The 21,513-nt window shown below is 53.8% G+C and carries 20 protein-coding genes; 7 read left to right on the plus strand and 13 right to left on the minus strand.

The features are described 5' to 3' along the window. The first annotated feature begins 102 nt into the window (after positions 1-102). The 4 genes from nadC (at position 103) to hofC (ending at position 4,198) form a co-directional block, all read left to right on the plus strand. A complete protein-coding gene (nadC, locus tag F3J38_RS13060) occupies positions 103-999 on the plus strand; it encodes a carboxylating nicotinate-nucleotide diphosphorylase (RefSeq protein WP_167139021.1) in 897 nt (298 codons plus the stop codon). A 175-nt stretch (positions 1,000-1,174) separates the two neighbouring features. Then, positions 1,175-1,618 (plus strand): prepilin peptidase-dependent pilin, encoded by a 444-nt coding sequence (gene ppdD, locus F3J38_RS13065; protein WP_167139905.1) that lies wholly within the window; start codon positions 1,175-1,177, stop codon positions 1,616-1,618. Continuing rightward, the gene (gspE, locus tag F3J38_RS13070; RefSeq protein ID WP_167139023.1) at positions 1,618-3,006 is read left to right on the plus strand and encodes a type II secretion system protein GspE; all 1,389 of its coding nucleotides are present in this window, start codon (positions 1,618-1,620) and stop codon (positions 3,004-3,006) included. The genes ppdD and gspE overlap by 1 nt, the downstream gene beginning before the upstream one ends. Next, positions 2,999-4,198: a protein transport protein HofC gene (hofC, locus tag F3J38_RS13075; protein ID WP_167139025.1), complete on the plus strand. Its 1,200-nt coding sequence runs from the start codon at positions 2,999-3,001 to the stop codon at positions 4,196-4,198. The genes gspE and hofC overlap by 8 nt, the downstream gene beginning before the upstream one ends. A gap of 32 nt (positions 4,199-4,230) precedes the next feature. On the opposite strand, the gene F3J38_RS13080 is transcribed toward hofC, so the two are convergent. Beyond that, positions 4,231-5,271 carry a GMP reductase gene (locus tag F3J38_RS13080; protein ID WP_167139027.1) on the minus strand — a complete coding sequence of 347 codons (1,041 nt, stop codon included), beginning with the start codon at positions 5,269-5,271 and terminating at the stop codon, positions 4,231-4,233. Between the two features lie 219 nt (positions 5,272-5,490). On the opposite strand from F3J38_RS13080, the gene coaE reads away from it, so the two are divergent. Genes coaE through yacG form a run of 3 tightly spaced genes read left to right on the plus strand, consistent with a single transcriptional unit; the run spans position 5,491 to position 7,053 of the window. Continuing rightward, positions 5,491-6,099 (plus strand): dephospho-CoA kinase, encoded by a 609-nt coding sequence (gene coaE, locus F3J38_RS13085; RefSeq protein ID WP_167139029.1) that lies wholly within the window; start codon positions 5,491-5,493, stop codon positions 6,097-6,099. Positions 6,100-6,103: 4 nt separating this feature from the next. Continuing rightward, on the plus strand, positions 6,104-6,847 hold the full coding sequence (zapD, locus tag F3J38_RS13090; RefSeq protein ID WP_167139031.1) for a cell division protein ZapD: 744 nt from the start codon (positions 6,104-6,106) through the stop codon (positions 6,845-6,847). An 8-nt stretch (positions 6,848-6,855) separates the two neighbouring features. Next, a complete protein-coding gene (gene yacG / locus F3J38_RS13095; RefSeq protein ID WP_034829659.1) occupies positions 6,856-7,053 on the plus strand; it encodes a DNA gyrase inhibitor YacG in 198 nt (65 codons plus the stop codon). Between the two features lie 26 nt (positions 7,054-7,079). Here the strand turns inward: yacG and mutT are convergent, their stop codons facing one another. The 12 genes from mutT to murD form a co-directional block, all read right to left on the minus strand. After that, positions 7,080-7,475 carry an 8-oxo-dGTP diphosphatase MutT gene (gene mutT / locus F3J38_RS13100; protein WP_167139033.1) on the minus strand — a complete coding sequence of 132 codons (396 nt, stop codon included), beginning with the start codon at positions 7,473-7,475 and terminating at the stop codon, positions 7,080-7,082. 111 nt (positions 7,476-7,586) lie between these two features. Continuing rightward, positions 7,587-10,292, minus strand: coding sequence for a preprotein translocase subunit SecA (gene secA / locus F3J38_RS13105; RefSeq protein ID WP_167139035.1), 2,706 nt, complete (start codon positions 10,290-10,292; stop codon positions 7,587-7,589). Positions 10,293-10,367: 75 nt separating this feature from the next. After that, positions 10,368-10,868, minus strand: a complete 501-nt coding sequence (gene secM / locus F3J38_RS13110) for a secA translation cis-regulator SecM (RefSeq protein WP_369411006.1) — start codon at positions 10,866-10,868, stop codon at positions 10,368-10,370. A gap of 259 nt (positions 10,869-11,127) precedes the next feature. After that, positions 11,128-12,045 (minus strand): UDP-3-O-acyl-N-acetylglucosamine deacetylase, encoded by a 918-nt coding sequence (gene lpxC / locus F3J38_RS13115; RefSeq protein ID WP_167139039.1) that lies wholly within the window; start codon positions 12,043-12,045, stop codon positions 11,128-11,130. 101 nt (positions 12,046-12,146) lie between these two features. Then, a complete protein-coding gene (ftsZ, locus tag F3J38_RS13120) occupies positions 12,147-13,301 on the minus strand; it encodes a cell division protein FtsZ (RefSeq protein ID WP_039329333.1) in 1,155 nt (384 codons plus the stop codon). Between the two features lie 70 nt (positions 13,302-13,371). Beyond that, positions 13,372-14,628 carry a cell division protein FtsA gene (ftsA, locus tag F3J38_RS13125; protein WP_007888634.1) on the minus strand — a complete coding sequence of 419 codons (1,257 nt, stop codon included), beginning with the start codon at positions 14,626-14,628 and terminating at the stop codon, positions 13,372-13,374. Then, positions 14,625-15,464: a cell division protein FtsQ gene (gene ftsQ, locus F3J38_RS13130; protein ID WP_167139041.1), complete on the minus strand. Its 840-nt coding sequence runs from the start codon at positions 15,462-15,464 to the stop codon at positions 14,625-14,627. Before ftsQ ends, ftsA begins: the two co-directional genes overlap by 4 nt. A gap of 1 nt (position 15,465) precedes the next feature. Beyond that, the gene (locus tag F3J38_RS13135; protein ID WP_167139043.1) at positions 15,466-16,386 is read right to left on the minus strand and encodes a D-alanine--D-alanine ligase; all 921 of its coding nucleotides are present in this window, start codon (positions 16,384-16,386) and stop codon (positions 15,466-15,468) included. Then, positions 16,379-17,854, minus strand: coding sequence for a UDP-N-acetylmuramate--L-alanine ligase (gene murC, locus F3J38_RS13140; protein WP_167139045.1), 1,476 nt, complete (start codon positions 17,852-17,854; stop codon positions 16,379-16,381). The genes F3J38_RS13135 and murC overlap by 8 nt, the downstream gene beginning before the upstream one ends. 71 nt (positions 17,855-17,925) lie before the next feature. After that, positions 17,926-18,984, minus strand: coding sequence for an undecaprenyldiphospho-muramoylpentapeptide beta-N-acetylglucosaminyltransferase (gene murG, locus F3J38_RS13145; protein WP_084933904.1), 1,059 nt, complete (start codon positions 18,982-18,984; stop codon positions 17,926-17,928). Further along, on the minus strand, positions 18,981-20,195 hold the full coding sequence (ftsW, locus tag F3J38_RS13150) for a cell division protein FtsW (protein WP_167139046.1): 1,215 nt from the start codon (positions 20,193-20,195) through the stop codon (positions 18,981-18,983). The genes murG and ftsW overlap by 4 nt, the downstream gene beginning before the upstream one ends. Further along, complete coding sequence (murD, locus tag F3J38_RS13155; protein WP_167139048.1) at positions 20,195-21,511, minus strand: UDP-N-acetylmuramoyl-L-alanine--D-glutamate ligase; 1,317 nt, start codon at positions 21,509-21,511, stop codon at positions 20,195-20,197. The genes ftsW and murD overlap by 1 nt, the downstream gene beginning before the upstream one ends. Positions 21,512-21,513 lie beyond the last annotated feature (2 nt).

Genomic DNA, 21,513 nt, shown 5'->3' on the forward strand with positions numbered 1-21,513 from the left:
CCTGTTAAGGATACTAAACAATATGATTACCTTGGCTAGCGTTCAACCCTGAATCACGCTAAGGTGAGCGCACGAAATTCCGACTAATGGAGTGGTATAACCATGGCATCACGTCGTTACGATCCCGATCATCGTCGTCAGGCACTGATTACACGCATTGAGCAAGATATCCCTGAAGCCGTTTCCCGCGCGCTTCAGGAAGACTTGGGTGGTGAAGTGGATGCCGACCGCGACATCACCGCCTTGCTATTGCCCGAAGAAGCGCAAGCCGAAGCGCAAATCATCACCCGAGAACCTGGTGTTTTCTGTGGTAAACGCTGGGTGCAGGAAGTGTTTATCCAGCTAGGCAATAAAGTGACGATCATCTGGCACGTTGAAGATGGCCAAACGGTGGTTGCCGACCAACTGTTATTTGAGTTGAAAGGCCCTGCCCGTCTTCTGTTAACGGCAGAACGCACTGCGCTGAACTTTGTGCAGACGTTGTCGGGCGTCGCCACGGAAGTTAACCGCTATGTCGCGCTATTGGACGGTAGTGAAACCCAATTACTGGATACGCGTAAAACCTTACCGGGTCTGCGTACCGCGCTGAAATATGCCGTACTCTGCGGGGGCGGCAATAACCACCGTCTCGGTCTCTCCGACGCATTTCTGATCAAAGAAAACCACATCATCGCCAGCGGCTCAGTGCGCAAAGCGGTGGAAAAAGCACTGTGGCTGGATCCGGATGTGCCGGTTGAAGTTGAAGTTGAGAACCTACAAGAACTTCAGGATGCGATTGATGCTGGCGCAGACATCATTATGCTGGATAACTTCAGTTTCGAGATGATGCATCAGGCCGTGACTCTCACCCACAAACGCGCACTGCTCGAAGTCTCAGGTAATGTCACGGAAGCCACACTGCCGCAGATTGCCAAAACCGGTGTTGATTTCGTTTCTGTCGGTGCATTGACGAAACACATCCGCGCGCTCGATCTCTCCATGCGCTTCCGCGAGCACTGATTTCCTTGCTGCCGCGCCCCTTTGCGCGGCTGTTTGTGCACCCGCTTCCAGTAAGCACTAAAACCTCTGCAATCATGCCGATTGTCTGTGGGGTGCTTTCCATCCCCTAATCTCCTCTCTTCCGCTTTCGCTCGCCATTTTCTACCTTTGCCGCTCCACAACAAGGAGTGAGATGATGGAAAAACAACGGGGTTTTACCCTGATCGAATTGATGATAGTGATTGGTATCGTGGCCATTCTTAGCGCTATCGGCCTGCCAAGCTATCAAAACTACCTGCAACGCGCTGCACTCACCGACATGCTACAAACCATGGTGCCCTATAAAACGGCAGTAGAGCTTTGCGCCATCGAGCGTGGCGACCCAGCACAATGCCAGGCGGGATCCGGTGGCATTCCGGCCACCAAAGGTTCGCGCTACGTTGCAACCCTGAGTGTGGTCAACGGTGCCATCTCAATGTCTGGCCAGGAGAGTCTCACCGGATTAAACGTCGTGATGACACCGAGCTGGAATGCCACTGAAGGGACGATTAGCTGGCAACGCAGTTGCACCAGCAGCAATGCCGGCCTGCGCAGCAGCTGTCTTGAGCAATTCCGCTTTGACGACAAGGATAGCAAGTGATGGAACAGTCAAATTCTGCCCTGCAAGCCCTGTGCGCGCGCCACCAGGCTGTGATGCTGCAACATGATGCCACACTACTGCGTGTGGCAGTGGTGGAAACGCCCGACCCACAGTTACTGGAAGCACTGCAATTCGCCAGCCAGTGCAAGGTTGAAGTGGAGTGCTGGCCCGCAGCGCGACTGGAACAACTGCTGCATGCGCCAGATGCCAGCACAACCTTACGAGAACCCGCCTCCACAGAATCCGCAATTAATGCCGTAGAGCAGATTCTGCGTCAGGCCATTCAGCGGCGTGCTTCTGATGTCCATTTTGAACCGCAGCGAAAAGGGTTGAGAGTTCGCCTACGGATTGATGGTGTGCTGCACAAACTGCCGAACTTACCCGATGCGGCCCCTGCAGCAGTACTGGCTCGACTTAAAATTCTTGGTGGCCTGGATATCGCCGAACGCCGCTTGCCACAGGATGGTCAATTCACGCTGGAAATTGATGAACGATTAACCGCCTTCCGCCTCTCTACACTGCCCATCAGTCATGGTGAGAAAGCGGTCGTGAGACTATTACAGAGCGAAAACAGTGCCATCACGCTGGATAAACTGGGCATGCCGCTCGCACAATTGCGCTTGCTGAAGAGTGCCCTGGCCAAGCCGCAAGGGCTCATCCTGGTGACCGGCCCTACCGGCAGCGGCAAAACCTTTACCTTATACAGTGGATTGAGCGCACTAAACGTGCCGGATAAGAATGTATGCAGTGTCGAAGATCCGGTGGAAATCCCTTTGGAAGGCATCAATCAAACCCAAATTCAGCCGCGATCTGGACTCGACTTTAACCGGGTGCTACGCGCCCTGCTGCGTCAGGATCCTGATGTGATCATGGTCGGTGAAATCCGCGATGCCGAAACGGCCAGCATTGCGGTGAAAGCCGCACAGACTGGGCATTTGGTGCTCTCGACTTTGCATACCAATTCCACCGCAGAAACGCTGACACGCTTGCGGCAGATGGATATTCCCGGCTATCTGCTTGGCCCTGCGTTACAGCTGGTCGTGGCGCAGCGATTAGTACGCCGTCTCTGTGTGCATTGCCGCCAACCCGCGCAGGCCATTGCTCACCTCCCTCATGAGATGTGGCCGGGCACGCTGCAGACCTGGCGGGCTCCGGGGTGCGATCACTGTTTCTCTGGCTACTATGGTCGCCTTGCATTGTTTGAAATGTTACCGATGAGCAACAAAATGCAGAACGCGATTTCCGCTGACATGCCCCTTGAGCATGTCATCTCTCTGGCAAATGAACTGGGCATGAGAACCCTGCTCACTGCCGGGCTGGATGCGGTCAGTCGGGGAGACACCTCGTTTGAGGAGATGCAGCGCGTCGTGGGACTAGGCAATGGCTAACCTTTACACTTTCCGCTGGCATGCACTCGACAGCATGGGCATGTTGTTAGAAGGCGCCACGCTGGTGGTCAGCCAGGATGCGCTCCTTAATCAACTGTCTGAACGCGGCATACTGCCTGTAAGTTGGCAGCGGGGCAGATGCTGGAGATCGCGCGACTGGAAATGGCAGCAGAAAATCGACCTCGTTCGACAACTGGCCACACTGCTCAAGGCGGGTCTGCCACTGTCAGAAAGCCTGACGATGTTGGCCGAGGGGCATTCTCACTCAGGATGGCGCGTATTGCTGAATGAGCTACAACAGCGGGTCATGGCGGGAGAAACATTTTCGCATGCACTGCGCGCATGGCCGCAGATCTTCCCACCGCTCTATCCAGCGCTCATGGAAGTGGGCGAGTTGACGGGTCAGCTCGATGAATGCTGCCGACAGTTGGCATTACAACAAAGCAAGCAACTACATCTTCGACAGAAAGTGATTAAAGCACTGCGCTACCCACTGTTCATTCTGTGCGTTGCGCTGGCTGTCAGCGCAGGCATGCTGCTGTTTGTGTTACCGGAGTTTGTCTCAGTCTATGCCAGTTTTAATGCTCCACTTCCCGCTTTTACTGCGGTGGTGATTGCCTTGTCCACCTGGCTGCAACAGCATGTACTTTCGCTCTCGCTGCTATGTGCGATCGTCATAGTGACAGGGTTAAAACTCTATCGCGGTTCTGTGTGCTGGCAGCAACGAGTGCAACGGGTGCTGCTTCACCTGCCGCTGCTCTCTCCCTTATGGCGTGGGGGGCAGTTGAGCCAGATCTACGCCATCATGCACCTGACACAATGTGCCGGTTTAACCCTATTGCACAGCCTGAAGGCGGTTGAAGTCACGATGACTTCGCGGCTATGGCGAGAGGCGATTGTGGCACTGCAAACGCATATCGCTGCAGGTGCCCCTCTTTATCAGGCTTTGCAGCAGCATGAACTCTTTACCCCACTTTGTGCTCAGTTGATCCGGGTGGGTGAAGAGGCTGGCGCACTGGATGTGATGCTGGCCCGCTTGGCCGAATGGCACGAAGCACAAACACTGTCACGTGCGGATGCTTTAGCCGCGTCTCTTGAGCCGCTAATGATGGTGGTGATTGGGGGGATTGTTGGGACACTGGTGATTGCGATGTACCTGCCAGTATTTGGTTTAGGAGACGCCATTCGTTAACAGGTGCGCAGGGCGCGCACCTGTGCTCAGCATCAGCGCGTAAATACGCGATTTTCCTGCTCCGCTACACGGATAAAGGTGGTGCGCTTCGTCAGCTCTTTTAAACGTTCGGCCCCTACGTACGTGCAGGCTGAACGTAATCCACCCAGAATGTCTTTAACCGTCTCTGCAACCGGGCCACGCAGCGGCAAGCGCACGGTTTTGCCTTCTGCAGCACGGTATTGTGCGACACCCCCCACGTGACGCTTCATCGCTGATTCGGAACTCATACCATAGAACAGCATAAACTGCTCACCCTGCTCCTCTACTAGCGTACCTTCACACTCATCATGTGCCGCCAGCATACCGCCGAGCATGACAAAATCCGCTCCGCCGCCAAAGGCTTTAGCGATATCGCCGGGCACCGAGCAGCCACCATCGCTGACAATTTGACCGCCCAGACCATGTGCGGCATCCGCACACTCAATCACAGCGGACAATTGTGGGTAGCCCACGCCCGTTTTTACACGCGTGGTGCAGACTGAACCAGGGCCAATCCCGACCTTAACGATATCAGCTCCCGAAAGTATCAATTCCTCCACCATTTCACCGGTCACGACGTTACCCGCGCAAATGGTTTTATCTGGAAAGGCTGCTCGTACACGCTGCAAAAATTCGACAAAGTGTTCTGAGTAGCCGTTAGCCACATCGATGCAGATGAAATTGAGCTGAGGCGTTAACGCCAGAATGGCCGTCAGTTTGCTGAAATCCGCTTCTGAAGTACCAGAAGAGACCATGACATGACGGAGCACTGCAGGAGAAACGCGCTGAATAAATGCCTGCCACTCTTCAACGCTGTAATGTTTGTGCACTGCGGTCAGCACATTAAAACCTGCCAGTGCTTCGGCCATGGTGAAAGTCCCCACCGTGTCCATATTTGCGGCAATGATCGGTGTACCGGTCCAGCTCAGGCCTGAATGCTTAAAGGTGTAAGTCCGTTCCAGTTCAACTTCAGAACGACTTTTCAAGGTGGAGCGCTTAGGGCGGATTAACACATCTTTAAAGCCCAGCTTTATATCTTCTTCAATACGCATAGCAGAGTGTCCTGGTTAGTGACGACGAACCGCAGTTCGGGTAGCGCTCACGGCTCCAGTGTCGTTATCATACGCGCCATTCGTTCCGCGACAAGACTGCGAATTTCACTTTATTTAGGCTACAATCCCTTAAATTTAGCTGAGAAAATTGATTGTGATCATGCTCTCATCTTTCTGTGGCTGACAGCCGTCCTATGATGCAAATGTTGAGAGAACGCTATGCCTTTTACCGTGGCGCTCACCGGTGGTATTGGCAGTGGTAAAAGCACCATTGCTAATGCTTTCGCGGCGCTGAACGTTGATATTATTGACGCCGATGTGATTGCACGACAAGTGGTTGAGCCCGGCTCACCGGCCCTGACGGCGATAGTTAAACGCCATGGCGAATCAATTCTGACGGCGGAAGGATCGCTGTATCGCGCTCGGCTGCGGGAGATTATCTTTCAGCAGCCAAAGGAGAAAAACTGGTTAAATCAGTTGCTTCATCCACTCATCAATGCGCGTACACAGCAGTTAAAATTACTGGCCAATTCTCCCTATGTACTGTGGGTCGTCCCACTGTTAGTGGAAAACGGCTTACAACATCAGGCCGATCGTGTTTTGGTCGTCGATGTGGACGAAGCCACGCAGTTGCAGCGTACACAGTTGCGTGATGGCATTACGCTCAGTCAGGCCAAACAAATTCTTGCCGCGCAGGCCAGTCGCGAACAGCGCTTAGCCTGTGCGGATGACATCATTGATAACAGCGGCACGCCAGAGCAGGCGCTGCCGCACGTTGCTGAACTTCACCAGCGCTATTTGCGTCTGGCAGCAACCGGACGGGATTAACATAATGAGTACAGTCGTTCTATTTGAACATCCGCTGAATGAGAAAATGCGCACCTGGCTGCGCGTGGAGTTTTTGCTGAACCAACTGCATGACACGGTCCCTGTCAGCGGTTCCGTATCGGCGTTAGGCGTGTTTCGTATCATTGGCGATTTACTCGACATTTTTGAACGCGGCGATATGCGCACTGAGCTGTTAAAAGAGTTGGAGCGCCAACAACAAAAATTGCGGGCCTGGCTGGATGTGCCAGGTGTGGACGAGCAGACCGTCAGCAGTTTGCGCGATCGATTAAAACAACAATCCAGTGAGTTGAACGCGGCCCCGCGCATGGGCCAGCAACTGCGCGAAGATCGCCTGATCGCTTTGGTGCGTCAGCGTTTGAGCATTCCTGGCGGCTGCTGCAGTTTTGATTTGCCCAGCCTGCACATCTGGCTTCATCAGGAACAATCGCTGCGGGATATGCAGGTCAACAGCTGGCTGACGTCCCTCGATCCTTTACGTAATAGCCTGAACATGATTCTCGACTTGGTTCGCCAGTCTGGCGTATTCCGCCACCAAACCAGCCTTAATGGTTTTTATCAGGACAATGCCGAAGGTGCAGATTTATTGCGTCTGCAGCTTACGCTGGAAGATGCGCTTTATCCGCAAATCTCTGGTCATAAAAGCCGTTACGCCATCCGTTTTTTACCGCTCGACAGCGAACGAGGCGAAGTACCCGCTCGACTGAATTTTGAATTAGCCTGTTGCTAGAGGATGTTATGCAAGAAGAGATGATTACCGTACCTTGCCCTAACTGCGGTAAAGATGTGATGTGGGATGAATTAAGCCCATGGCGCCCGTTTTGCAGCAAGCGTTGTCAGCTAATTGATTTGGGTGAATGGGCTGCAGAAGAGAAGCGTATTCCCAGTGACAGCGATCTGACCGACAGCGATGACTGGAGTGAAGAGCAGCATTAATCTGTAAGGGGCAAACGCCCCTTCGCTTAAATCTCGCCAGCCACAAGTTGCGCAATCAATTGATGGTTTGCAGGTGGGAACTCCTCCGCGACCAATTCATGTTGTTCCACCCAACGCTGTGGCTGCCCTTCGCGGCCATAGGGTTCGCCGTTCCAGCCCTCGACCAGGAAGAAGTGCAGCGTAACGCGTAGATCGTCATAACTGTGGTCTGCCAAGCCAATTGCTTTAGCCACAGTAACTTCAATGCCCGTTTCTTCCATCAATTCACGCTTTAACGCTTGCTCCGCGGTTTCATCCTGTTCGATTTTCCCGCCCGGGAACTCCCATTTATTCGCCATGTAGGAGCTTGCCGCACGCTGGGCAAGAAAGATCTGACGACTGGCATTGCGAATGATGCCCACCGCAACCTGCAGGTGTTTCATAAGCTGGATTCCGCTTTTAATAAGTGAGCGCTGATTTTAAAGCAGACGCCCAGTAATGTTAATCACGTGTCGTCCACGCATGAAAAAGGAGCCCGAAGGCTCCTTTGTTTATCAGGCCAGACGGCCGTGACACTGTTTGTATTTTTTTCCAGAACCGCATGGGCAGAGATCATTGCGCCCAACTTTGCGTTCCCCGCCTTGGGCTGCCAGTGCGGCAGCCGCAGCGGTTTCATCATCCACGTGGCTCAGCTGTTGCTGCTGTGCCAGACGCTCAGCCTCTTCACGGCGTTGCTGCTCCATCGCTTCGACTTCTTCCGGCATGCGCACTTGTACTTTGCTCAGGGTGCTGATCACTTCATATTTCAGTGACTCCAGCATGGCAGCAAACATCGAGAAGGACTCGCGCTTGTATTCCTGCTTTGGATCTTTCTGCGCATAACCACGCAGATGGATACCCTGACGCAGATAATCCATGGCTGCCAGGTGCTCTTTCCACAGTGAATCCAGAGTCTGCAGCATCACGCCTTTTTCGAAGTTGCGCATCATGTCAGCACCGACCACTTCTTCTTTCGACGCATAGTTTTCATGCGCGCGGCTCATGATGCGCTCACGCAGCGTTTCTTCATGCAGATCCGGCTCTTTGTCCAGCCACTCAGCGATCGGCAGATCCAGATCGAAATCATTACGCAGACGTTCTTCCAGCGCCGGTACATCCCACATTTCTTCCAGTGACTGAGGTGGAATGTAAGTATCAATGGTCGCTTTATATACGTCTTCGCGGATGCTGTTGATGGTTTCAGAAACATCAGACACGTCCAGCAGTTCATTACGCTGGCTGTAGATGGCACGGCGCTGATCGTTGGCTACATCATCGTATTCCAGCAGCTGCTTACGGATGTCGAAGTTACGGCTTTCCACTTTACGTTGTGCGTTCGCAATGGCTTTGGTGACCCACGGATGCTCAATCGCTTCGCCTGGTTTCATGCCCAGTTTACGCATCATATTCGATACACGATCGGACGCGAAGATACGCATCAGCGCATCTTCCATCGACAGATAGAAGCGAGATGAACCGGCATCACCCTGACGACCCGCACGGCCACGCAGCTGGTTATCGATACGACGAGATTCGTGACGCTCTGTACCGATAATGTGCAGACCACCTGACGCCAGCACCGCATCATGACGCAACTTCCACGCCTCTCTAATCGCCTGAATCTGCTCTTCTGTTGGCTCTTCCAGCGCAGCCACTTCGGCCTGCCAGCTACCACCCAAGACGATGTCGGTACCACGACCCGCCATGTTGGTGGCGATGGTCACGGCTGCTGGCTGTCCCGCCTGAGCAACGATATCTGCCTCACTGGCGTGGAATTTGGCGTTCAGTACGCTGTGCTTAATGCCCGCACGCGTCAGTTCATGAGAAACCACTTCGGATTTTTCAATCGAAATGGTACCCACCAGCACCGGCTGACCTTTCGCGGTACAGACACGAATATCTTCGATGATGGCGTCAATCTTCTCTTTTTCGGTCATGTAGACCAGATCGGCCATATCTTTACGTACCATCGGACGGTTGGTTGGCACCACGATGGTATCGAGTTTGTAGATTGAGCTAAATTCGAACGCTTCAGTATCGGCAGTACCGGTCATACCGGCCAGCTTCTCGTAAATACGGAAGTAATTCTGGAAGGTGATGGATGCCAGCGTCTGGTTTTCGTTCTGAATTTCCACGCCTTCTTTGGCTTCAACCGCCTGGTGAAGACCATCAGACCAACGACGGCCCTGCATGGTACGACCGGTGTGCTCATCAACGATGATAACTTCGCCATCTTTCACGATGTAATCGACATCGCGAGTAAACAGCGCATGCGCACGCAACGCTGCCGTTACGTGGTGCATCAGCATGATGTTGGTTGGCGAGTAAAGTGACTCACCTTCTTCCATAATGCCCTGGCTCACCAGCAGCTCTTCGACTTTAACCAGACCGCGTTCGCTCATGTGAGCCTGACGAGCCTTTTCATCCACCCAGAAGTCACCTTCACCCTGGAAGGTTTCTGAGTCTTCCTTCTCCTGGCGCACCAGGTGAGGAATGATTTTATTCACTTTGGTGTACAGCTCGGAGCTGTCTTCGGCAGGACCGGAGATGATTAACGGCGTACGCGCTTCATCGATCAGGATGGAGTCCACCTCATCCACCAACGCATAGTGCAGCTTACGCTGTACGCGTTCTTCAGGACTGAATGCCATGTTGTCACGCAGGTAGTCGAAGCCGTATTCGTTGTTAGTCCCGTAGGTGATATCAGCAGCGTATGCAGCACGTTTGGCGACAGATGGCATGTTCGGCAAGTTGATACCGATAGACAGGCCAAGGAACTCGAACAGCGCACGGTTGTTTTCCGCATCACGCTGGGCCAGGTAGTCGTTCACGGTGACAACGTGAACGCCTTTGCCGCTCAATGCGTTCAGGTAAGCCGGTAACGTTGCCGTCAGGGTTTTACCTTCACCCGTACGCATCTCAGCGATGCAGCGTTCGTTCAATACCATGCCGCCAATCAGCTGCACGTCAAAGTGACGCATGCCAAACACACGTTTACTCGCTTCACGAACCGTAGCAAAGGCCTCGGGAATCAGGCTTTCGAGGCTTTCGCCTTTTTTCAGACGCTCACGGAACAGGTCAGTTTTAGCTTTCAGTTCATCATCAGAGAGTTTGACGAAATCGGGTTCCATCTTGTTGATGACATCAACAATTTTGCGCATACGGCGCAGAGTACGATCATTACTGCTGCCAAAAACCTTGGTTAACAATTTGATTAACATAATAAATTATTCTCAATTCAGCCGTGTTCATACGGTCTGGAAAATCTAAAACAGGATGTAGAAAATCGTTAGCAGTTAAACAATGGCAGGTCCGGCGCGGATGCCATGAATAGCAGCCTGCCAGTCAGCAGAGGTGTGGATTTGAGGCTCACGATGACGCAGATTTCCCTGCGATTCACGTGCAATAACGGGTTGCGCAGGCGACGTCAGTAGAGCCTGCAGCGAGTCGATGAGCGCCAGCTTTTGCGCCGCGAGCGGGACAGCCTGTTCAGCCTCCGCTTCAGCGGGCGGTGTCATGCTGAATGAAAGATGGCGGATAACCGTGCGAATGGCATGCTGATGCCAATAATCGACATTGAAATTGGGGCGACGTGCACTTTCCTGCAGCCGAATCAGATGGTCGAAATGAACAACATTGCCGACAAACAGGCTGCTGATCGGCGAATCAGTCGCCGTGGGTTCCGCGCTTTGTGCACAGGCAGGCAAGCCCAGACTGGCCGCCACCATCCCTAACAAGAGATGAGGCCAGAAATAGCGTCTGCCTAATTGTCGCCAGCGTGAGAAAATCCCGATCACAACCTGTCCACAGTTAAATAAATAAGTGATGAAGCCGCCGTAGCTATCTACGACCCTGCTCATACGAGCGCCAGATGATAGCACTTATGTGGGGCTACGACACCAGTGATTAAAGGGCTTACGGGAGAATTCACGTTTTTTTGTACAGGCTTTCGCCAGTGGCGACAGAGAAAGGAGATGAGTCTTACAGGAATAAAAAAACGGCAAGCATCACTGACCGGAGAGGGTGTCAGCGAAACCTGCCGTTATTTTGTCTGGCTTACGCCAGCACTAAATTGGGTGCTTTGAATGCCAGTGGCAGTTCAGCTTCGTCTTCGAAGGTCGCCCATTCCCAGGCTTCCTGTTTAGCCAGAACCGCTTGCAGCAACTTGTTGTTCAGCGCATGACCCGATTTGAACGCAGTGAAAGCGCCAATAACGTTATGACCACACATGAACAGGTCGCCAATCGCGTCCAGCATTTTGTGACGAACGAACTCATCTTCAAAGCGCAGACCGTCTTCATTCAGTACACGGAAATCATCGAGGCCAATCGCACAATCTAAACTACCGCCCAGGCACAGGCCTTTAGACTGCAGATATTCGATTTCACGCATAAAGCCAAAAGTGCGTGCACGGCTGATGTGGCGTACAAACGCCTCGGCCGAGAAGTTAAGCTGGTAACGTTGCGAACTTGAGTCAATCGCCGGATGCTTAAAGTCGATAGTAAAATCGAGTGAAAAACCGTTGAAAGGTTTAATCTCGGCCCACTTATCGCCATCTTCAACACGCACCGTTTGCTTAACGCGTACGAATTTCTTCGCGCTGTTCAGCTCTTCGATACCTGCATCCATCAGCAAATAGACGAAAGGCGCAGCACTGCCGTCCATGATTGGAATTTCAGGCGCATCGACTTCAACAATAATGTTGTCGATACCCAGACCAGCCAATGCCGCATTCAGGTGTTCAACCGTCGAAATACGCACGCCTTCATCATTCACCAGGCAAGTACTCAGCATGGTGTCGCGCACATATTTTGCATCAGCCGGGAAATCAACCGGTGGATTCAAGTCAGTGCGACGATAGATGACCCCGGTATTAGCCGACGCAGGGCGTAAGGTCAGCGTGACTTTCTTGCCGGTATGTAAACCGACACCCGTCGCCTGAACAATACGTTTTAATGTCCTTTGTTTGATCATCGCATTATCTCGCAATATTACCCATCCGACCGCCAGTATAAATTACCGGCGGGCAAACACTTTAGCACAAAGAGCGGAGAATCCCAATTCTCGGGATATTCTTAGTCTGCCTGTTTACGCAGGAAGGCTGGAATATCCAGATAATCTGGCTCTTTGTTGGATGAAGCAGGTTGGTCATTGACCACTTTCGCCGCAGGTTTTTGTTCCTGTGGCAGTGGAGCCATACCGTGCTGCTGGTAACGATGGTCCATCACTGGCTGAGTGGCCGGCTTATTGGTCACCAGGGTGATTTCTGGACGCTTGTCCATACCGATACCGGTCGCCACAACGGTCACACGCAGTTCGTCGTTCATCTCTGGGTCCAGAGAAGTACCGATCACCACAGTCGCATTGTCTGAAGCGAAGGCGCGGATGGTGTTACCCACGGTTTCAAATTCATCCAGACGCAGGTCAAAGCCTGCCGTGATGTTGACCAGCACGCCACGCGCACCTGACAGGTCGATATCTTCCAGCAGTGGGCTGGAGATGGCCATTTCAGCGGCTTCTTCAGCACGGTCTTCACCGCACGCCACGCCTGAACCCATCATGGCATAACCCATTTCTGACATCACGGTGCGAACGTCCGCGAAGTCAACGTTCATCAAGCCTGGACGCGTGATCAGCTCAGCGATACCCTGTACTGCGCCTTTCAGCACGTCGTTGGCTGCGCCAAATGCATCCAACAGAGAGATACCGCGACCCAGCACTTTCAGCAGCTTGTCGTTTGGAATCGTAATCAGTGAATCAACATGCTTAGACAGTTCTGCGATACCCTGCTCAGCAAAAGCCATACGCTTTTTGCCTTCAAAGTTGAATGGCTTGGTTACCACCGCAACGGTCAGGATACCTAAGTCTTTTGCCACTTCAGCCACGACAGGTGCTGCACCGGTACCGGTACCACCGCCCATGCCTGCGGCAATAAACACCATGTCTGCCCCTTCCAGCGCAGAACGCAGTGCTTCGCGATCTTCCTCCGCTGAGGTACGACCGACTTCCGGGTTTGCACCCGCACCGAGACCTTTAGTGATGCCGGTCCCGATCTGAATCGTCTGGCCGACCGCTGTTTTACGCAACGCTTGTGCATCGGTGTTTACAGCGAAGAATTCAACACCTTCGATACGCTCGCGTACCATGTGCTCTACGGCGTTGCCACCGCCACCGCCGACGCCGATGACTTTAATCACCGCGTCATTGGTCAATTCCATAGGTTCAAACATGATTTCTCTCCGTTATGTGCCTGTCGCCTGGAGATCATAAACATTGCCTGCATGATCTCCTTTTTCAAAATTAAAACTCTTTCTTCAGCCAGCTATTGATACGTTTAAACCAGTTGCCCACTGAAGCACGTTTTTCCGTTTCTGCATCACCGTTCATGTGTGACTCTTTGCCGTAATGCAGCAGACCGACTGCAGTTGAGTAGTACGGCTCCTGCGCATAATCCGTCAGGCCAGTGATGTTAAGTGGCTGACCAATACGCACCTGTGTGTGGAACACTCGTTGTGCGCAAGCGGCCAAGCCTTCAATCTGCGCCGCCCCACCTGTCAGCACGATACCGGCCGCCAGATGATGCTTCACGCCCTGCTGACGCAGTTGCTCTTGCAGTTGCAGAATCTCGTCATTCACCAGATTCAGCAATTCGGTATAACGCGGCTCAATCACTTCTGCCAACGTCTGACGCTGCAGGCTACGCGGTGGGCGTCCACCTACGCTTGGCACTTCGACGTTTTCGTCTTTACCAACAATCGAGCCCAATGCACAACCGTGGCGAACTTTAATCGCTTCCGCGTCGGTTGGCGGTGTACCAAAGGCATAGGCGATATCACTGGTCACCACATTTCCGGCGTAAGGGATAACTTTGGTGTGGCGCAACGCGCCGCCAGTGTAAACCGCGATATCCATTGTACCGCCACCGATGTCAACAACACAGACTCCCAGCTCACGTTCATCTTCAGTCAGAACAGAAAAACTGGATGCCAATCCGGCAAAAATCAGTTGGTCAACTTTCAGGCCGCATCGTTCAACGGCTTTGACAATATTTTTCGCCATGTCGTTGTGGCAGGTGATTAAGTGCACCTTTGCCTGCATACGCACGCCAGAAAGACCCACTGGATTCTTAATGCCTTCCTGATAATCGATGGCATATTCCTGAGGAATAACATGCAGGATACGATGTTCATCGCGTACGCGTACGGATTTCGCCGTATGTACCACGTTCTCTACATCATCCTGAGTGACTTCCTCTTCCGAAATCGGAACCATCCCGATTTCGTTCTGACAACTGATATGTTTGCCCGATAAAGCAAGGTAAACCGACGAAATCTGACAATCAGCCATCAGTTCTGCCTGGTCGATGGCGCGCTGAACGCATTTCACCACCGACTCAAGGTCGTTTACGCCGCCTTTATCCATACCGCGAGACGGGCAACTGCCCACCCCAATAATATTGACCATACCATCCGGCAGAATTTCCCCAACCAGGGCGGACACCTTCGCGGTGCCAATTTCGAGTCCTACTACCAGTTTTCTGTCCGTTGCCTTGATCATTGTGGTTTAGCCTGTGCCTGATTTTGTTGCTGATTACTGTCCTGTGGCTCTACCGGTGCGGCAACCCAACCTACTGCAGCGCCGGAGTCGTAGCGCAAATCGACATAACTGACGCGCTTGTTCTGACTCTGGCCCTGCTGTTGCAACTCCGGATAAAGCTCAATAAAACGGTTCAGACGCTTCATGGTATCGCTGCGTCCCAGTTCGATGCGTACATCATCACTGGTCACCAGCTGCCATGAGCGCCGCGCCGTCATCGACGCGACCTTCAGGGTAAACTTGCTGGCCTGGAGCACATCACTCATGGTGTGATAACCGGCCAGCACCTCTGTTTCACTGCCTTCCGGACCATACAACATCGGCAATGTCTCTTTCCCGATGTGGCTGGCCGGAACGCTGAAGGAGACGCCATCGGCGTCCACCATGTGCGAGTCATTCCAACGTGCCACTGGAACGTACTCCACCAGGTTAATCTTCAGCTCATCAGGCCACTGCTTGCGCACACTGACCTGCTTTATCCAGGGTAAACGCTCAATCTGCTGCTGGATGACATCCACGTTCTGCGACATGAAGGTCCCCGGCGCGCCGAGCGACAATATGGCCTGGCGAATGTCATCATGCGTGGTGTAATGCGTTTCACCCGTCACCACCAGTTTTGATAACGGCAGGCGCGAGGCATCATTCATCCACTTCAACACCACAAGGCCGCCAGCCGCCATGATGCCTAACACAATCAGTAGGAACACGATGCCAAACAGTCGAGCACCGTTGCTACGCCCGGTGCGCGCACGCTCCTGGGGTTCGCGATTTCTTACACGTATCGCCGCCTGAGACATATCAGTCAGCCAGCTCCAAAATACGCGCCACCAGCTGCGGGAAACGGTAACCCGCCTGCTTGGCCGCCATCGGCACCAGACTGTGGCTGGTCATGCCCGGCGAGGTATTCACTTCCAGCAGTTGGAAGTTTCCGTCTCCGTCGGTCATGACATCCACGCGGCCCCAGCCCTTGCAGCCCAATGCACGCCATGCTGCTAACACCAATGTCTGCAACTCTGCTTCCTGCTCCGCGCTTAAACCACTCGGGCAGAAGTATTCAGTATCGTCAGAAATGTATTTAGCTTCATAGTCATAGAACTCACTGGCGGTTTTAATTCTGATCGATGGCAGAATCTCATCGCCCAGGATGCCCACGGTGTACTCGGACCCGCTCAGAAACGCCTCGATCAACACGTCATTATCGTGTCGGAAAGCCTCTTCCAAGGCTACCGGTAAGGCCTCGATGCTGTTCACGCGGCTAATGCCTACGCTTGACCCTTCACAGCTCGGCTTAACGAACAACGGTAATCCAAGTGCAGCGATCGCCGCCTGTGTTGCCGCATCCAAACCTAGCTCATGTTGCTGGCGCGTCAACCACACAAATTTTCCGGAGGGCAATCCCCTACCCTGCCACAGCAATTTCGTGCGGAGTTTATCCATGGTAATGGCGGAGGCCATCACGCCACTGCCGGTGTAAGGCAATTGCAGAAATTCCAGTACCGCTTGCAGCGTACCGTCCTCACCACCACGACCATGCAATGCGATGAACGCTTTGGCAAAGCCCTGCTTTTTCAGATCCAGAACAGAAACATCACGAGTATCAACGCCATGAGCATCAATGCCCATTTCGCGCAGCCCCGCCAAAACGGCACTGCCCGAATTGAGCGAGACGTCACGCTCTGCTGAAGTTCCGCCCATCAGGACCGCAACTTTCTCAGCCATGACGCGCCTCCGGTTTTGCAGTTGGTTGCAATTCAATTTCCGCGAGCTTACGCGCAATCTTGCCGATATTACCGGCACCTTGGACAATCACCAGATCATCGCCCGAGAGCAGCGGTGCCAAGGCTTCTGGCAATGCGTCGTGCTCAGACACTAAAATCGGATCGACCTTGCCACGGCTACGAATCGCACGGCACAACGAGCGACTATCCGCACCTGGAATCGCCGCTTCACCCGCCGGATAGACATCCAGCATCAGCAGCACATCCACCTGTGACAACACATTCGCGAAGTCATCAAACAGGTCACGCGTACGTGTGTAACGATGCGGCTGGAACACCATCACCAGCTTTTTGTCTGGCCAGCCCGCACGCGCAGCTTTGATTGTGACATCCACTTCGGTTGGGTGATGACCGTAATCATCGACCAACATCGCGCTGCCCGGGTTGCCGTTAACGGCGGCCGTATCAAATTCACCCAGCACGTCAAAGCGGCGACCTGTGCCCTGGAAACTCTCCAGTGCGGCCAGAATCGCGTTGTCTTCAATGCCTTCTTCGCTGGCAACCGCCACAGCGGCCGCTGCGTTCAGCGCATTATGGCGACCAGGTGCATTTAAGGTCACTTTCAGTACCGGTTTGTCCTGGCGAATCAGTGTGAAGTGCCCTTGCGCGCCACGCTGCTCATAATTCTCAATACGCACATCCGCATCATCGCTGAAGCCGTAAGTGGTCACCTGGCGGCCTACGCGCGGAATCAGGTCACGAATGACGACATCATCAACACACATCACTGCACGTCCGTAGAACGGCAGGTTATGCAGGAAGTTAATGAACGTCTGTTTCAGGTTCTCAAAGTCGCCCTGATAAGTGTCCATATGATCCGCTTCGATATTGGTAACAATCGCCACCATCGGCTGCAGATGCAGGAAAGAAGCATCACTCTCATCCGCTTCCGCAATCAGGTAGCGACTGGAGCCCAAACGAGCATGTGTGCCCGCTGCTTTCACCAACCCACCGTTGACGAAGGTAGGATCTAATCCACCTTCAGCATAAATGCTGGTCACCATCGCCGTGGTGGTGGTTTTACCGTGCGTGCCCGCAATCGCAATGCCGTGACGGAAACGCATCAACTCAGCCAACATCTCTGCACGGCGAATCACCGGGATACGCTGCTCACGCGCGGCCACCAGCTCGGGGTTGTCCTGCGCAACGGCAGTCGAGACCACCACCACACTCGCATCTGTCACGTTTTCCGGACGATGGTTGAAATAAATGGTCGCACCCAACGAAGCCAGATGCTGAGTCACCGGGTTAGGTGCCAGATCGGAACCGCTGATGTGATACCCTTCGTTCGCCAACACTTCGGCAATACCGCCCATGCCAGCACCACCGATGCCGACAAAGTGAATGTGCCGGACGCGACGCATCTCGGGCACAATGGAACGCAGTTTTGCCAATTGTTGTGTATTCATCTGTCTCAATTACCTGTTTATTCCGTTTGTACCTGCATTTAGGTACAGGCCAGTCACACCGACCTATTCATTTATTTCGCGACGCGTGCCACTTCCTGCGCAACCCTATCGGTGGCATCAGGAATCGCAACTTGACGGGCTTTTTCAGCCATCGCCAGCAGCGTGGGGCGATCCCAATGGCGCAACGTGTCCGCTACCGCAGTCGCGGTAAATTGCGGCTGCTCAAAAATTTTGGCTGCGCCTGCTTTTTCAAGCGGCAACGCATTCCAGTACTGCTGACGATCTTTGTGCTGGAAAGGCACGAAAATCGCCGGTAAACCTGCGGCAGCCACTTCGCTCACCGTTAAAGCGCCCGAGCGACATACCACCACATCGGCCCATGCGTAGGCTTCGGCCATGTCATCAATGAACTCGGTGACTTTGTGCTGTGGCTGCCCGGCATCACGATAAGCCTGCTGCACCTGTTCTAAAGCACCTTTCCCGGTCTGATGCCAGAGCGTAATCGCATCACCTAATTCCGCAGCCACTTGTGGCAGAGTCTGATTCAAGACACGCGCGCCTTGGCTTCCGCCAACCACCAGCACCCGAATCGGGCCCGTGCGTCCGCTCAAACGTACTGCGGGTAACGGCAGAGCCAGCACATCTGTGCGCACTGGGTTACCCACGACATCGGCGGTGGGAAATGCCCCCGGAAACGCCTGCATCACCTTGGTGGCGATTTTCGCCAGCCATTTATTGGTCAGCCCGGCAATGCCGTTTTGTTCGTGCAGCACAACAGGAATACCGCAACTCCATGCCGCTAAACCACCCGGACCGGAAACGTATCCGCCCATACCGAGCACCACATCCGGTTGCCAGCTTTTCATAATGCGACGCGCCTGGCGCCATGCATTGAAAATGCGAACCGGCGACAGCAGCAGCGCTTTGATTCCTTTCCCGCGTAAACCGCTAATGCGGATAAACTCAATCTCAATGCCATGCTTCGGCACCAAATCCGCTTCCATACGATCTGCCGTTCCCAGCCAGCGCACTTGCCAGCCTTGTTCGATCAGATGATGGGCAACGGCCAAGCCCGGGAACACGTGCCCACCGGTGCCGCCTGCCATGACCATCAGACGCTTGCTACTCATCGAGCACCTCGGGTAAACGCCTGCGCTTTAGCCAGACGCGTTTCATAATCTATGCGCAATAAAAACACGATGGCGGTCGACATGATGATCAGACTCGAACCACCGTAACTGATCAGCGGCAATGTCAGACCTTTGGTCGGCAACATACCTGCAGCCGCACCGACGTTAACCAGCGCCTGGAAGCTAAACCACACGCCAATTGAGCAAGCGAGGAAGCCTGAGAAGCGCTGATCGATCTCCAGAGCACGGCGACCAATCGACATCGCGCGAAAAGCGACGAAGAATACCATCAACAGCGCTAAAACCACACCGACATAACCCAACTCTTCACCGATGATGGAGAAGATAAAGTCAGTATGCGCTTCCGGCAGGTACTCCAGTTTCTGTACCGAGTTGCCTAAGCCTTGCCCCCAAAACTCACCACGACCAAATGCCATCAGTGACTGAGTGAGCTGATAACCACTGCCGAAGGGATCTTCCCATGGGTTCCAGAAGGAGGTCACACGGCGCATACGATAAGGTTCTGCGATAATCAGCAGCACCACCGCGAAAATACCGGAACCGATGATCGCCAGGAACTGCCACATCTTGGCGCCCGCGAGGAACAGCATCGCCAGCGTAGTGACGAACAACACCACCACGGTACCGAGGTCAGGCTGCGCCAGCAGCAGAACCGCCAGCACCACCATCACGCCCATCGGCTTACAGAAGCCCCAGAAGTTGTTGCGAACCTCTTCCACTTTGCGCACCAGGTAACTGGCGAGGTAGCAGAAGAGCGACAACTTCGATAATTCCGCGGGCTGAATACGCAATGGACCGAGTGCAATCCAACGCGACGCACCGTTAACCGAGCTGCCGACCACTAACACGATCAGCAGCATAACGACGGTCGCCATCAACATGACGTTGCTGTAGCGCTGCCAGAAATCCATGGGCACACGCAATGTCACCATCGCCATCCCCAATGCGAGAGCGATATAAAACGCGTCACGTTTGGCGAAGTAGAAAGGATCTTCGTTAAGACGCTGGCCCACCGGCATCGACGCCGAGGTCACCATCACGAAACCAATGATTGCCAGGCCCAAGGTCAACCACAACAGTGTGCGGTCGTACAGCACCACTGGCGCATCATCGTTCTCACGTCCGCCCATCACCCAATCGCGTAAGCGAACCGAGAGGAAGCTGGCAATACTGGCTCCAGGAATGCGCATCAGCTCAACTCCTTCGCCAATTGCGCGAACTGATCGCCGCGCTGTTCAAAATTACGGAACTGATCGAGGCTGGCGCAGGCAGGCGACAGCAGAACCATATCGCCGGCTTTGACCTGCGGCGCAATCAAGGCCATGGCTTGCTGCATCGTCTCAGTGCGTGTCGCGATTTCCGGGCGCAGTGCGGCGAGTGCATCGCCATCACGGCCAAAGCAGAACAGTTGAACGCTATCGCCCTGCAGGTAAGGTGTCAGTGAACTGAAATCCGCCGCCTTTCCATCGCCACCCAGCAGCAGCCATAACGTTCCTTTTACCTGCAAACCGTTCAGTGCCGCTTCGGTGCTGCCCACGTTAGTGGCCTTGGAGTCATTAATCCAACGCACACCGTTTGCTTCGTGCACCAGTTGGAAACGGTGCGGCAAGCCGGTAAAGGTGGTCAGGGCTTTCAAACTGGAAGCGCGAGGGATATGCACCGCATCAGCCAAGGCTAGCGCTGCCAGCGCGTTGGTAAAGTTATGTTGCCCTACCAGCGTCATCTCATCGGTATTCAATACCTTCTCACCCTGAGCACGCAGCCAGGTGCTGCCTTGTTGCTGGGTCAGATGATAGTCACCGAGATTAATCCCAAAGCTGACACAACGTGCATCAACGCCGCGCACTGGCATGGTCATGCCATCATCGGCATTCACCACACAAACGCTGGCATTTTCATAAATGCGCAGCTTGGCGGCACGGTATTGCTGCATGCCCAAAGGATAACGATCCATATGATCTTCAGTCACATTGAGAATGGTTGCCGCAGCCGCTTTCAGACTGTAGGTGGTTTCTAACTGGAAGCTGGAGAGTTCCAACACATATAGCTGTGCCGGAGATTTCAGCAGCGTCAGCGCAGGTAAACCGATATTGCCGCCCACGCCGACTTGACAACCTGCAGCACGCGCCATTTCACCTACCAGCGTGGTAACGGTGCTTTTACCGTTCGAACCGGTGATCGCGACAATCGGTGCCTGAGCTTCACGGCAGAACAGTTCGATGTCACCGACGATTTCGATGCCGGCATCGGCGGCTTCGCTTAGAGCCGGATGCGCTAAAGCGATACCCGGGCTGGCGATAATCAAGTCTGACGCCATCAACCAGTCGCTGTTAATGCCACCTACGTAACGTTCAACCGCTTCAGGCAACTTGTCGAGGCCCGGCGGAGACACACGGGTATCCATCACGCGAGGCGTCACGCCCTGCGCGAGGAAGAAATCAACACAGGACAGGCCGGTAATGCCTAATCCGATGATGACGACTTTTCTGCCCCGATAGTCAGCCATGA

It is taken from the genome of Candidatus Pantoea formicae (genome assembly GCF_011752625.1).
GTDB classification, from domain to species: Bacteria; Pseudomonadota; Gammaproteobacteria; order Enterobacterales; family Enterobacteriaceae; genus Pantoea; species Pantoea formicae.